General features: G+C 57.6%; 14 protein-coding genes. 9 read left to right on the plus strand and 5 right to left on the minus strand.

Translation table 11 applies throughout. The features are described 5' to 3' along the window. Positions 1-156: 156 nt before the first annotated feature. The 3 genes from DHB74_RS11860 to DHB74_RS11870 form a co-directional block, all read right to left on the minus strand. On the minus strand, positions 157-2,163 hold the full coding sequence (locus DHB74_RS11860) for a carboxylesterase/lipase family protein (protein WP_499161559.1): 2,007 nt from the start codon (positions 2,161-2,163) through the stop codon (positions 157-159). Positions 2,164-2,990: 827 nt separating this feature from the next. Further along, positions 2,991-3,647, minus strand: coding sequence for a glutathione S-transferase (locus DHB74_RS11865; RefSeq protein ID WP_499161560.1), 657 nt, complete (start codon positions 3,645-3,647; stop codon positions 2,991-2,993). Positions 3,648-3,695: 48 nt separating this feature from the next. Then, the gene (locus DHB74_RS11870; RefSeq protein WP_499161561.1) at positions 3,696-4,952 is read right to left on the minus strand and encodes an MFS transporter; all 1,257 of its coding nucleotides are present in this window, start codon (positions 4,950-4,952) and stop codon (positions 3,696-3,698) included. 205 nt (positions 4,953-5,157) lie between these two features. On the opposite strand from DHB74_RS11870, the gene DHB74_RS11875 reads away from it, so the two are divergent. The 3 genes from DHB74_RS11875 to DHB74_RS11885 all read left to right on the plus strand — a co-directional run bounded on the left by DHB74_RS11875 (position 5,158) and on the right by DHB74_RS11885 (position 7,361). Then, positions 5,158-5,292 carry an entericidin A/B family lipoprotein gene (locus DHB74_RS11875; protein WP_051611213.1) on the plus strand — a complete coding sequence of 45 codons (135 nt, stop codon included), beginning with the start codon at positions 5,158-5,160 and terminating at the stop codon, positions 5,290-5,292. 171 nt (positions 5,293-5,463) lie between these two features. Then, positions 5,464-6,441: an NAD(P)H-dependent flavin oxidoreductase gene (locus DHB74_RS11880; RefSeq protein ID WP_074778890.1), complete on the plus strand. Its 978-nt coding sequence runs from the start codon at positions 5,464-5,466 to the stop codon at positions 6,439-6,441. Between the two features lie 11 nt (positions 6,442-6,452). Further along, on the plus strand, positions 6,453-7,361 hold the full coding sequence (locus tag DHB74_RS11885) for a hotdog family protein (RefSeq protein WP_499161562.1): 909 nt from the start codon (positions 6,453-6,455) through the stop codon (positions 7,359-7,361). Positions 7,362-7,431: 70 nt separating this feature from the next. Here DHB74_RS11885 and DHB74_RS11890 read toward each other — a convergent pair whose 3' ends face one another. Next, positions 7,432-7,824 carry an acyl-CoA thioesterase gene (locus DHB74_RS11890; protein WP_280164914.1) on the minus strand — a complete coding sequence of 131 codons (393 nt, stop codon included), beginning with the start codon at positions 7,822-7,824 and terminating at the stop codon, positions 7,432-7,434. A gap of 295 nt (positions 7,825-8,119) precedes the next feature. Here DHB74_RS11890 and DHB74_RS11895 point away from each other — a divergent pair, with 295 nt between their 5' ends. From DHB74_RS11895 to DHB74_RS11920, 6 genes are all read left to right on the plus strand, one after another. Beyond that, complete coding sequence (locus DHB74_RS11895; protein WP_280164913.1) at positions 8,120-8,938, plus strand: phosphate ABC transporter substrate-binding protein; 819 nt, start codon at positions 8,120-8,122, stop codon at positions 8,936-8,938. Positions 8,939-9,118: 180 nt separating this feature from the next. After that, the gene (pstC, locus tag DHB74_RS11900; RefSeq protein ID WP_280164912.1) at positions 9,119-9,988 is read left to right on the plus strand and encodes a phosphate ABC transporter permease subunit PstC; all 870 of its coding nucleotides are present in this window, start codon (positions 9,119-9,121) and stop codon (positions 9,986-9,988) included. Beyond that, on the plus strand, positions 9,988-10,869 hold the full coding sequence (gene pstA / locus DHB74_RS11905; protein WP_280164911.1) for a phosphate ABC transporter permease PstA: 882 nt from the start codon (positions 9,988-9,990) through the stop codon (positions 10,867-10,869). Before pstC ends, pstA begins: the two co-directional genes overlap by 1 nt. 165 nt (positions 10,870-11,034) lie before the next feature. Further along, positions 11,035-11,799, plus strand: a complete 765-nt coding sequence (gene pstB / locus DHB74_RS11910; RefSeq protein WP_499161563.1) for a phosphate ABC transporter ATP-binding protein PstB — start codon at positions 11,035-11,037, stop codon at positions 11,797-11,799. Positions 11,800-11,817: 18 nt separating this feature from the next. After that, positions 11,818-12,567: a phosphate signaling complex protein PhoU gene (phoU, locus tag DHB74_RS11915; protein ID WP_036991767.1), complete on the plus strand. Its 750-nt coding sequence runs from the start codon at positions 11,818-11,820 to the stop codon at positions 12,565-12,567. Positions 12,568-12,744: 177 nt separating this feature from the next. Further along, a complete protein-coding gene (locus DHB74_RS11920; protein ID WP_499161564.1) occupies positions 12,745-13,029 on the plus strand; it encodes a PAAR domain-containing protein in 285 nt (94 codons plus the stop codon). Between the two features lie 92 nt (positions 13,030-13,121). Here DHB74_RS11920 and DHB74_RS11925 read toward each other — a convergent pair whose 3' ends face one another. After that, positions 13,122-13,430, minus strand: a complete 309-nt coding sequence (locus DHB74_RS11925; RefSeq protein ID WP_036991770.1) for a c-type cytochrome — start codon at positions 13,428-13,430, stop codon at positions 13,122-13,124. Between the last annotated feature and the right edge of the window lie 148 nt (positions 13,431-13,578).

Below are 13,578 nucleotides of genomic sequence, written 5' to 3' on the forward strand. Positions count from 1 at the left end.
TAACGAAACGGAGTCCCGCATATGCGCGCTTCAGGCCGGCGATCACCTGTTCGTGGTCCTTAGGGCCCGAAACGCGACCTTTTCGTCGATTCGGTCTTTTCCCAGGCGGTAGAGGCTGCCTGGGAGGGGTGCCCGCATCCGCCCCCGTTTGCTTGATCACGGCAAATAGTCGAGTAACCCCTGGCGCCAGTTCATGTCGTAATCCATCAACAAAAACTCCTCGCCTTCATTGGTGTATACCGGCCAAGCTATATCCGTTGTCGCGGGGCTGCCTGTCTTGGCGAACTGTGCCCACAACGCCATGCTGTCATTGGCAACCGATTGGTCCACTGGGCCCCAACCTGGCTGATTGTCGGCATAGTTATCCAGAGTAGCGTTGGGAAGACCAGTGAGTCCCAGTACATAGTGGCTGTAATAGGTGTCTGGATATCCGAATACCGAGGCCAAATCAATGCCGTGGTAAGCGCCGACTCCACGGTTGGCCCAGTTTTCCGGGACATGATCATAAACATAGGCATAAACATCGGAATCCTGAGAGCTCTTCAGAAAGGGCAGATACCATCTCATCCCGGGCGCCACGAACGTCGAGTCGTCCTGGGTCATCCCGAGCATGATCGGGACATCATTGTGAAAGCCGTTGTCGCGTATGTCAGATGTCACGTACCAGTTATCAACGTTCGGCTTGAAATAGTCGACGCCGAACGTGTTGGCCACGCTGGCCAGATCCATCCATGGCACTCCCCGCATGGCAGCGATCACGTTTTCCTCATTTTGCAGGCCGAGCTTCTCTGATAGCGCGATGCCGCCAGCCTCTTCATCGGCAAGTGAGGCGTAAATGGGGCGAATCTTATCTTCCGGCGCAGGAGCGGCGCTCATGATGATCGCTTTGTGAAAGAGCCCTTCCGCCAACGGTGAGTTGAGCAGCGAAATGGTCTTCAAGCCGCCGCCGGACTGCCCGAAGACCGTTACATTGCCGGGGTCTCCACCGAATTGACCGATATTGTCGCGCACCCATTGCAACGCCGCGATCTGATCAAGCTGGGAATAGTTACCAGACGACTGACGCTCCGATTCCGCAGTGAGCTCGGGGTGTGCCATGTAGCCGAAGGCACCCAGGCGATGGTTCACCGTGACGACGATCACCCCTTCACTAGGCAACGCACTATGGTTATAGGACAGACTGTTGGCGGTCAAAATCGCGTAGCCGCCTCCGTGTAGCCAAACCATGACAGGTAGCTTTTCCCCTTCAAACCCTTTGGGCACCACCACGTTCAGGTAAAGGCAGTCTTCGCTCATGCTGCCTTTGCCGTAAACCTCAAGATAGGAAGGCTGAGCGCATTGATCGGCCCAGTCTGTAGCCTCCCGTACGCCGTCCCAGCCGCTCAGGGCGACGGGAGGTTTCCAGCGCAGATCACCTACCGGCGGCTCTGCATACGGAATGCCGTACCAAGCCCATGCCTGCTCATCGACGGAGAATCCCGCGACCTCGCCATGCCTGGTGGCCACCGTCCGCCGTTCGCTTAATGAGCGCTCCAGATGCGCGCGAGAATCCGCAGCGCTGCGCAGCTTTCTTGGGCGGGGATCACTTTCGGTAAATACGGCCGGCTGTGCCGCGTTCAGCTCGGCGAGCAGAGATTGCACTGGCGCGCTGCTGGCGAAGCTCGCCGGGTCCTGATCGAGCACAATGGAGTCGGCCCAGACCGACACTGCATCAGCTATCGCAGGCGAAATCTGAATACCGTTGTTGAGTTTGCGGTCTTGATCAAGACTCTGGAGCAGGACGAGCATATTCGTCACGAGATCGGAGCTGATGTCGGACCCATCGGCCAAACTCAGTGGGCTCATCCGCTCCTCAGCGCGGGCGCTTCCGAGCTGCAGATCGCCCAGATGGAAGCTGATGGTTTCTCCACTCCGGTAGCTGAATGATCCGTCCTGGTCGGTCGTACCTTGCTGAGTTTCCGTTCGGTAGGCCAGGCCTTCCACCGGGCTGTCGGTGAACACCCCGACCAGGACCGGACTGGGGGCATGATCTTCAGCAACGTCATCGTCGCTACTGCTTCCTCCGCCGAAGCAGCCGCTCAGACTAATTACTGCCAAAGCTCCAAACGTTATGAAGGAAAGGGATGAACTTGATTTTCGATACCGCTGGTCGTGCGTAGCCATACGACACCCTCAGTTGTTGTTGTAAGCCGGATTCGTACTTGTATGCCTAACTAAAAGATCATAGGCGGGCTCGCAACCAGCGCCAGCGCCGGGCAAGAGGCAGAAGGGGTCGTTGAACGAGTGCGTGACGAAACGGTAAATGCAGATAAGGCTCGACTGCGACTCACAGGTCACGTTTAGCCTATGAGGTATTGACCGGTCGTTGGGAACACGCGCGGAAGAACCAAAGCATCGAAGCGCCTGAATTTATTCAGGATGAGAGGAGCACGCTATGGGGACGCGGGGAAAGATGGCTAATGTCTGCCATTCGAAACTTGGGACACACCGCAGTATTGAACGAACGCCATAACCTTCAGTACATAAGCAGGTATTCATACCGTAAATACGGTTTGCCCAGTTCCCATAACTCGGCGGTCAGCAGTGCCAGGAATGTACCGGAGCTATCGCCGATTGCATTTTCCCATAGATCTCACTGACCGTGAGCAGATCTCTGCCAACGACTGCTCTTGGCCGGTTTCGGCCGTTCGTGACCTACTGCTGCCGGCCAAAAGCGCCCCCTCGTAAGAGGCCGATCTGCACGCGGCCAATCAGAGCGTGCTGGCCGAGCAGGTACTGGAGTACATCAAGTTGTTGTACCAGGTCGAGCTGGAAGCCAGCGAGTTCATGTCAGAGCAGCGCTGAATCATGAGGAATAAACATGCCAGGCCCGTTGCTGATGCACTGCATAAATGGATGTTGGCCCAGTGGGAAAAGGTGCCGAACGGAACAGATACTGCCAGGGCCTTGGATTAGACCCTGAAACGCTGGGCTCGAGTTTGCTTGCCGCCCTATGGAAACACCACTATTTCATGGCCTTCCTGCCAGGGTTGGAACTTGATCATGACGTGCTGAAAGACTGGGTGTTCCAGCCAATCCCTCAGCCATTGCTGTAGATTCGGATAGGGCAGGCTGTAAAACACCTCCTGATCTACATGGGCGAACTGGCGTACAAAAGGCATGATGCCGATATCAGCGATGCTGATATTGCTTCCCAGCAGATACTTGTTTTTAGCGAGCAACTGTTCTAACACCTGCAAGAACACCTCGCCCTGCTGCCGATACTCTGGCTGGGTTAACTCTGGATGGCGATCGGCGTATTTGTAGCGATCCAACCAATGTTTGAATTCGTTATCGTTCTGGTCGATCAGGGTATTAGCGCTTACTAAATCGATGTTCAATAGACCTTTTGGATCGTTCTGTCGCAGTGCCCATTCCACTATTTGCCTGCTTTCCTCGATAACGAGTCTCTCAGAGCTGTCATCCTCCGCGAGTTCCAGAACAGGAACAGTGCCTTTGGGGCTGATAGCCAGCATCTGCGCCGGCTTGTTTTTCAGTACTACTTCCCGCAGCTCTACTTTCAGCTCGGCAAACAGGAGGCCGAGTCGGGCGCGCATTGCGTAAGGGCAGCGGCGGAAGGAGTACAAGCGAGGTAGTGAGCCGGACATAATGTACTTCCTAACTAACGCCGCCGGTGGACGCCGGGACTCCGTTGGTCATTTCGCTGCTCCCCGGTCTTCAGAAAGTTGGATCGGCACCGCCTTCGGCTCCCCGACCGCCCATTCATTGGGGAAGCGGCGGATTAATAACGTCAGACCAAACCCGACCGACAGCACCAGGAAGGTAAAACTGAAAGCCGCGGTGAAGCCGCCGGTATTTTCGATCAGCCAACCGCCGACGGCCGGCCCGAGGAATTGGCCGAATGCAAAGAACACGGTCGCAAAACTGAATGCGATAGGGATGTAGCGGGGGGCCACCTGGTCTGTCGCGCTGGTCTGGATCATCGCGAACAAGCCGTTGACCGAGGCGCCCATCACCAGGAAGTGCAAGAAGAAGTGGGGTAGGGTCTGCCCGGTAATGGGTAGCGCCACGGCGATGAGCACCAGGAACATGCACATGGCCAGTGCGTTACCCCGGCCCCAGCGGTCAGACAGCCATCCCCACAAGGGGCCGCCGGCGATGGACAGCAAGCCCATCATCGCCATAAACCGTCCTGCAATGGCTTCAGTGTGGCCGCTTTCGACCATGAAGCTGACCATGAATACCGTCTGGACGATATAACCCAGGCCGATGATGCCGTAGGTGGTGGCCACGATCAGTACCCGGGGGTTGCGGTAGATCCGCCACTTCACTTCCGACGGCAACTGGCCGGCAGCGCTGGTTGTGGCCTTGGGTGGATTGCGTACAAACAGACCGATCATGACGGTGACAAACAGAGCGGCGGCGGCAAACATGCCCCAACTGACCCGCCAGCCCTGTTCGCCAAACACGTCGAACAGAATGGGCACGAGGACACCGGTCAGCAGGACACTGATGCCGACACCGCTGGACATGTAGCCGATGACCAACCCGCGCTGCTCGGGAAACCAGGTCGCCAGCAGCGCCACCATTGGCGCGAACGCAAAGGCGGTACCAAACCCCAGTAACCCCATAAGAAACATCACCAGCCAGAAGTGGGTGGCGATAGCCAGGCCCAGGAACCCTACCGTGACCGTGAGCATGCCGAACATGACTGAGGCCTTCGCTCCCCAGCGGGCCGCAGCCAGGCCGCCGGCCAGGACAAAGCAGACGTAGCACAGGGCGGTAACCGTGCTGAGAATCCCGGCCTGTTGGTAGGACAGGCCAAGGTCTGCGCGCATCGCCGGCAGGATGATGCCGTAGGCCAGGCGGGCGAACCCGATCACCACGAGGGAGGTGAGGGTGCCGCACAGCACGGTCAGGATCATATTAGGGCGATCGGCATTCTGGGACATGGGGCTCTCTTATTGTCTGACGCTTCGCAGCGGCTCAGGGTACCAGCTTTCCGCTATGGTGGCCGATTGAGACAAGCCCCAGCAAACCCTATATGAACCAGCTCCGCCCCTTCGCTGTCCATAATTGTGGCTGCGCTCCATTCAGCCTGACCCACGCTGCCCCCGGCGCGTGACTGGTGCTCAATAATAATGCTGGAGTCAAATTATGAGTCTGACACTGAAATCAGTATTGCTCGGAATGATGGTTCTGTTCATGGCCGGCTGTAACACCATGGAAGGCGCAGGCAGGGATATCCAGAGAGGCGGCGAGGCATTGGAAGATTCTGCCTCGGACAGGTAACACCAAAACACCAGGCCACTCGTTTGGGTGGCCGGTACTGAGGCATCCATAAACCTCCTGAATACCCCTTCAATCTCGTGTTTGCCCGAGCTACGTCGGCCCGCCTAAACTCAGTCGTTATTGTCAGAGGCACGCCCGTGGCGTGCTGCCAACTCGACTCGGTAGGTAGCCATGAAAACCAGAATCACAGAACTCTTCGGTATCGAGCATCCCATCATTCAGGGCGGCATGCACCACGTCGGTTATGCCGAACTCGCAGCGGCGGTAGCCAATGCCGGCGGGCTGGGCATGATCACTGCGCTGACTCAGCCGAACCCCGAAGCGCTGGCCGCGGAGATTCGCCGCTGCCGTGAGATGACCGACAAGGCGTTCGGCGTCAACCTGACCTTTCTGCCATCGGTGAATCAGCCGGATTATCCTGGTTACATCAAGGCCATCATCGAAGGTGGCGTCAAGGTGGTGGAAACCGCCGGCAACAATCCCCAGAAGTGGCTGCCGATCCTCAAGGAAAACGGCATCAAGGTTATCCACAAGTGCACCGCGGTGCGCCATGCGCTGAAGGCCGAGGCCATTGGCTGCGATGCGGTGAGTGTGGATGGTTTTGAATGCGGCGGGCATCCGGGTGAGGATGATATCCCCAACTTCATCCTGCTGCCGCGTGCTGCCGAAGAATTGAAAATCCCCTTTGTCGCTTCCGGTGGTATGGCCGATGGTCGTTCGCTGGCCGCTGCGCTGGCGCTGGGTGCTGACGGCATGAACATGGGTACGCGCTTTATTGCTACCCAGGAAGCACCGGTACACGAGAACGTGAAGCAGGCCATTGTGGCGGCCAGCGAGCTGGATACCCGGCTGGTCATGCGCCCGCTGCGCAATACCGAGCGGGTAATGAACAACGCTGCGGTCGAGCGCCTGCTTGAGAAAGAACAGCGCCTGGGCACCTCGATCAAGTTCGAGGATATTGTCGAGGAAGTGGCCGGCGTCTATCCGCGCATCATGAAGACCGGCGAAATGGATGCGGGCGCCTGGTCTTGCGGCATGGTGGCGGGGCTGATCCGCGATGTGCCGACGGTGCAGCAACTGGTCGACCGCATCATGGCCGAGGCCGAAGGCATTATTCGTGAGCGCCTCAGCGCCATGCTCAACGGTTGAGGAGACGACACATGAGTTTCGATACCCCGCTTTACCTGTGCGGCCCGCTGCGCGAGCCAAAACAGATGCTGGCTGATCAGCAATACAGTGGCCATACCTCTATCCATGATGACGATATGGCGGAAAAGCTTGGCTTCCGCGCTGGCCCTATCGAAGGGCCAACTCATTTCAGTCAGTTCACACCGCTGCTGGTGGAGATCTGGGGGCAGGACTGGTTCGAGCGCGGTTGTTTTTCGGCGCACTTTCAGAACATGGTGGTGGAGGGCGAGCAAGTACGCGCCTTCGTCGAGCGTCCGGCGCCGGGCGCGACCCGCGTGCGCTGCTGGGCGGAGAAGACCGATGGTACGCCGGTGCTGGAAGCCAGTGCGAGTATTGGTGATGCGGGCCCGAGCCTGCTGGATGAGCGCATGGCCAGGCTGCGCCCGCCGGAGCGGCTGGTGATTCTGGCCGATCTGCAGGTGGGTATGACCGGAGCAGAGGAAGAGCGGGTACGCATGGACGCCGATCAGCACATGGGTGAGCTGTATCCCTTTTCGCTGAACCAGAAGCTGGAGCGTATTACCGAAAATTCGCCCTGGTATTCGCAGGCCGATGTGTCTCCCTGGGGCCGGCCGATCATTCCGTTGGAGATGGTCAGTGTGCTGGCGGAATACAGCAGCAAGCAGGCGGCTTTCCCGGTGCGCCAGCCGGTAATCGGCCTGTTCGCCGACCAGGAAATCCGCATGATCGACGGGCCGCTGTTGGTGGGCGAGGACTATCTGATCCGCCGGGAAGTGGTGGCGCTGTCGGAAAGCAAGCGTACTGAGTCGTACTGGGTGCGCTCACGCATCTATTCTGCCGACGGCAGCCAGCTGAAGGCAGAGATGCTGCTCAACCACGCCACGCTCAAGCATTCCTACGCGGATTATCCCCAGGCTTGAGGCCGCAGTAGTGCTTCAGGATCCGGCACCCGTTACCTGACGGGGCGCCGGCATCCTGTGAATGCTCTGCTCAGGAAGGAATAACCCGAGTTCGTCCCCGGTCATCGATGGCCACGAACACGAAGGTGGCTTCGGTCACCTTGCGGCTCTCTTCGTGAGTGTGGTCATCACTCCACACCTCCACCAGCACGGTGATCGAGCTGCGGCCGATATCCTGCACCTGGCAGTGAAACGCGAGTTGCGCGCCTACCGGTACCGGCACCATGAAGCCCATGCGGTCGATGGCAACGGTGGCTACCCGGCCGCGGGCGATACGTGAGGCGCTGCTGGTACCGGCCATATCCATCTGACCGACGAGCCATCCACCATAGATGTCGCCGAAGCTGTTGCAGTCGCGGGGCAATGCGGTGATTTTAAGTGCCAGTTCACCCCTGGGCACTGGGTTCTGATCGAGTTCTTGCATGAACTACTCTGGGAGATGTTGTCGTTATTGTGCCGCCGTGCCCGAGGAGGCGGGCGGTCCATTATCGCAGGGTGGGATACTACGGTGATCCGGGAGTGCCCGCAAGGCGTGGGCTGATGGAGCTGTCAAGAATAGTAGCGGGTTTTCCTAAACTGAAACATTCCTGAAATAAAGCGTCGACATAATGGCCCCTGTCCTGGAAAGGAGTTGTAAAAGCGGGCTTCTGGCGGATCCAAGGGAAAGTCGGAAAGTGCTGCTGACCAAAGTAGTTCACGCTATGTCTGAGGAGACTGGAATGAAACGTTTGATGAAATTTGCAGCAGTTGCCGTTTCCGGATGCGCCTTGTTGGCGAGCCCGGTGTTTGCTGAGCAGCTCAGCATCAATGGATCCACCACCGTTCTGCCGATCATGCAGGCCACCACTGAGGCGTACACCAAAGCCAACCCGGACACCACTTTCTCGGTTGCTGGTACCGGTTCCGGTAACGGTATCCGTGCGGTCATCGATGGCATGACCAACATCGGCATGTCTTCGCGCTGGATCAAGGACAGTGAAGTCCAGCAAGCCCATGAAAACGGTGTTTACGTCGTACCTTTCGCTGTTGCGGCCGACGGTATCGTTCCAGTTGTGCACCCGGAAAACCCGGTCAAGGAACTGACCTCTGAGCAACTGCGCGGCATCTATAACGGTTCGATCACCAACTGGAGCGAAGTGGGCGGTGAAGACAGTCGTATCGTATCCATCTCCCGCGATTCCTCTTCCGGCACTTACGGTGTCTGGGTTGACGTGGTATTGAAAGGTGACCGTGTAAGCCCTGCCACTCAGCTGCTGCCATCCAACGGTGCCATCTCGCAGGCTGTGACTACCAACCGCAATGCGATCGGTTACGTTGGTATCGGTTACCTGAACGACAAGCTGAAGCCGGTGACACTGGACGGTGTGGTACCGAGTCACGACACTGTGCGCGATGGTAGCTGGCCTGTTGCCCGCACCCTGTGGGTGTTCACCAACAACTGGCCGCAGGGCGACACCCTGAAGTTCATCAACTATGTATTGCACCCGGAGCAGGGTCAGAAAGCAGTTGAGTCCACCGGCTACGTGCCGCTGTACTAAGGGATAGGACTCAAGGGTCCATTCGTTTTACGGAAATACAGAACGCCAGGCTCAAGCCTGGCTTTCTGCCTTGGCTGAGGCCGCAATAGGTCGGCCGGCAAGCAGAGAGAAAACATGTCAACAGCATCGTCACTATCTACATTCAAGGCCCAGAGAAAGCCATTGATCAGCAGCCGCGCCATGGATCTGCTGGTTCATCTGTTCTTTCTGTTGGTCAGTGCCACCGGCGTGATCATTCTCGGCCTGATCCTTGTGTTTCTGGTCATGGAAGGGTTGCCGATCTTCGATAAAATCTCGGTCAGCGACTTCCTGTTTGGTTCAGCCTGGTATCCCACTTACGATCCGGCGGACTACGGCATTTTGCCAATGATTGCCGGCAGTGCCAGCGTGGTCGTGTTGTCTACATTGATTGCCGTGCCCCTGGGTGTCGGGACCGCCTTTTATCTGGCCGAGATCGCTTCGCCCGCCGTGCGCGGTGTGCTCAAGCCAGTGATCGAGCTGATCGAAGGCCTGCCGACCGTCGTGATCGGTTTTTTCGGCATGGTGGTGATTGCACCCTGGTTGCAGAACACGCTGAATCTCGATACCGGACTTAACATTTTCAACGCCTCTATCCTGTTAGCACTGATGGCGGTACCGACCATCGCCAGTATTGCCGAGGACGCTATCTACAGCGTACCCAAATCAATGAAGGATGGCGCTCTGGCGCTTGGCGCCACGCATTGGGAAACCATATGCGGCGTAGTGTTCCCTGCCTCCATCACCGGTATTGCTACAGCCGTGGTGCTGGGTATTGCACGGGTCATTGGCGAGACCATGGTGGTGCTGATGGTTGCCGGTGGTGCTGCGATGATTCCCGGGTCGATATTTGATCCGGTGCGTCCGATGCCGGCCAACATTGCTGCAGAGATGGGCAACGCGGCATTCCGCAGTGATCATTATCATGCGCTCTTCGCCATCGGTCTGGTGTTGTTCGTGATCACCTTCCTGTTCAACCTGCTGGCGTCCTACCTTGCCAACAAGTATCGCCGCGTAGGGGAGGCCATCTGATGATAGGCACAAATAGTCGTAATCGCCGCAGAAGAAACATCCAGAAAATAGCCTTCAGCATTCTGGGAGCCACCGCTGCTCTCAACCTGCTGGTGCTGGTCGGCTTTCTGCTGTTCATCGCCGTGCAGGGCGTGTCAGCCATCACCGTGTCGTTCCTGACCGAGATGCCGCGTAACGCCATGACCGAAGGTGGCATCCTGCCGACCATTCTGGGTACCGTGTATCTGAGTCTGGGCGCTATTCTGGTCGCATTTCCGATCGGGGTCGGTACTGCCATTTATCTGAACGAGTTCGCCAAGGACGGTTTCTGGGTCCGCATGATCCGTCAGGGCGTAGTCAACCTGGCGGGTGTGCCATCGGTAGTCTATGGCCTGTTCGGTCTGGCCTTCTTCGTCATCATCATGAAGATGGGTGTGAGTATTCTCGCAGGTGCCCTGACGCTGGCGGCATTCATTTTGCCACTGGTGATCGGCTCCGCCGAAGAGGCGCTGCGGGCGGTACCGAAGAACATGCGCCTGGCCTCGCTGGCGCTGGGTGCTACTCGCTGGCAGACCATCTATCGTGTGGTGCTGCCGCCGGCACTGCCGAGCATGCTGACCGGCCTGATTCTGGGCATCAGCCGCGCAGCCGGTGAGACTGCACCCATCATGTTCACCGCGGCTGTGTTTTCAACGGCCAAGCTGCCGACGTCGATCTTCGACGAAGTCATGGCCATGCCTTACCACATCTATGTGCTGGCGACCGCAGGGACCAATATCGAGCAGACCCGTCACCTGCAGTATGGTACTGCCTTGCTGTTGTTGATGATTGTGGTGTGTCTCAACCTGATCGCTATTCTGCTGCGCAACAAGCTGCAGAAAAAATACAAGGCAACCTCCTGATTACTTTTCGGACGGCTTGGCGGCTGTTCGGTATTGGTTAACCGATATGGGGTACACCCAATGAATGTTGAATCGACAATGAATACGCAGGCAATACCACCACGAACGGATAAGATGACAGTTACTACTACTCAGGCACTGCCGGAGAATAGAGAGAGGCTGTTGATGGAAAATGAAACAACCAAGATTCAGGTCAATGATCTGAAGCTGTTCTACGGCGAGGCTCAGGCGCTCAAGGGTATCGACATGGTGATCCCCGAGCGCAAGGTGACGGCGTTCATTGGTCCGTCCGGGTGTGGCAAGTCCACATTGTTGCGCTGTTTCAACCGTATGAACGATCTTGTGGATATCTGCCAGATCACCGGTGAAATCATTATCGGTGGCAAGAATATCTACGATCGGGATGTGGATGTAGCCGAATTGCGCCGTAATGTCGGCATGGTGTTCCAGAAGCCCAACCCCTTTCCCAAGACCATCTACGAGAACGTCGCCTATGGTCTGCATCTGCAGGGCGTGCGCTCCAAGCGGACGCTGGATGAGGTGGTGGAACAATCGCTGCGTGCTGCTGCTCTGTGGGACGAGGTCAAGGATCGACTGCACAGCAATGCCTTTGGCATGTCTGGCGGTCAGCAGCAGCGTCTGGTGATTGCTCGCGCCATTGCCATCCAGCCGGAAATCCTGCTGCTGGACGAGCCGGCATCGGCGCTGGACCCGATTTCGACACTGAAGATCGAGGAGCTGATCCACGAGCTGAAGGACCAGTACACCATCGTCATCGTTACCCACAACATGCAACAGGCGGCGCGCGTTTCCGATTACACCGCGTTCATGTATATGGGTGAGATGGTGGAGTACGGCGATACCAACACTCTGTTCACCAATCCTTCGAAGAAACAGACCGAAGATTACATCACCGGCCGCTACGGCTAGTCCGTGAGGAGAGTCGCCATGAATAAAGATATAGATAGCTTCACCCAGCACATTTCCCAGCAATTCAACGAAGAGCTGGAGTCGCTCCGCACCCGGCTGTTGGAAATGGGTGGGCTGGTGGAGAAGCAGGTACACGACGCCCTGACCGCGCTGATCGAAGCGGATGGCAAGCTCGCCGAGCACGTGCGTGTAAACGACCGGGTCATCAATGACATGGAGCGTATGATCGACGAAGATTGCATGCGCATTCTGGCCCGTCGGCAGCCTGCCGCCAGCGACCTGCGTCTGGTTGTGAATATCAGCAAGATCATTGTCGATCTGGAACGCATTGGTGATGAAGCCTCGAAAATCGCCCGTCGGGCGCTGCAACTGATTGAAGAAGGTCAGGCACCGCGTGGGTACGTTGAATGCCGCCACATCGGCTATCACGTACACAAGATGGTGCAGCAGTCGCTGGACTCCTTCGCCCGCTACGACAGCCAGCAGGCGCTGGAAGTGGCGCGCGAAGACAAGGTCGTCGACCGGGAATACAAGACCGCCATGCGCGAAATGGTCACCTACATGATGGAAGATCCGCGCTCGATCAGCCGCGTATTGAACATCCTCTGGGTGCTGCGTTCGCTGGAGCGTGTCGGTGATCACGCCCGTAACGTCGCCGAACACGTGATCCACATGGTCGAAGGCACCAACGTACGGCACGTCGGCCTCAAGCGGATGGCCGAACAGGTGGAGGGCAGTGTCTCCACGGATAATGCTGCCGAGGATTGATCTCGGCAGTATTACCGCTGGCTGCGAATCTGCACCAGCCGCCTTGGATAATGGCGGATGTGCCAACGCTGTGATGCACCTCTCATCCAGACAGCAAGTGCCTTGACCTGCCTCGGCGCTTCGCTAGGATCATCGCTGCCTCAATCCACAGGATTCATCAGGAAAACAGGGACGGCGATGATCAAGATAGGCGTAGGCTCCAAGACCTCTACCGGCGGCACAGTGATCGAAGGCAATCCCGGCATCATGTTCGATGGCCTGGTGGCCAGCTCGGTCGGTCATCAGGCAAGCTGCCCCGCTTGCCGCAAAGGCATCGGCCCCATCGTGGCTGTCGGACCCAGAACAGTAGTTCTGCCAGCGGGACCGGCGGCGCGGGCCGGCGACTACGTCGCCTGCGGCTGCCCGGCCGGTTCGAATACGCTGCTGGCTGACGGTACCGTGCATATTGGCAGTCGGGCGTAGCTGCCGACTGAGACGGCTGCGGTTCCCGCACAAACAAAAAGGGCCGAGTCAATCAGACTCAGCCCCTTGTCGGCGTGCTGTGCGGATGTCGCTTAGTTCAGCGAGAGAATCCAGTCGGCCAGCTTGCCGGCTTCTTCTTCGGTTACCTGGTTCGGCGGCATGGGGATCGGGCCCCAGATACCGCTGGAACCATTCTGGATGCTGGCCATGATGTGTTCCTTGCCATCGGCCTGCTCGCCGTATTTGGCGGCGACTTCCTTCATAGCCGGACCGACGAGCTTGGTATCAACGGTGTGGCAGGCGACACATACCTTACTCTGGAACAATTCTTCAGCGGCAGAGGCTGAGTGAGCAGCTGTCAGGGCGGCTGCGGCGACCAAGGGCAACAGATAGAACTTCATGATATATCCTCGAAGGCTAATATGGATGCAGCTCCTGCTTATGCGCGTCAGTCTCTGCGGCAGGTATGTGTCTAAAATGGCTTAGATAACGGGTTATTTCAAGTAGTCAGATTGCCGCAGGTGGATTTGGTTGGACGCGGGGCGCATG

The organism is Pseudomonas sp. G11-1, from assembly GCF_024031555.1.
Classification (GTDB): Bacteria; Pseudomonadota; Gammaproteobacteria; order Pseudomonadales; family Pseudomonadaceae; genus Halopseudomonas; species Halopseudomonas bauzanensis.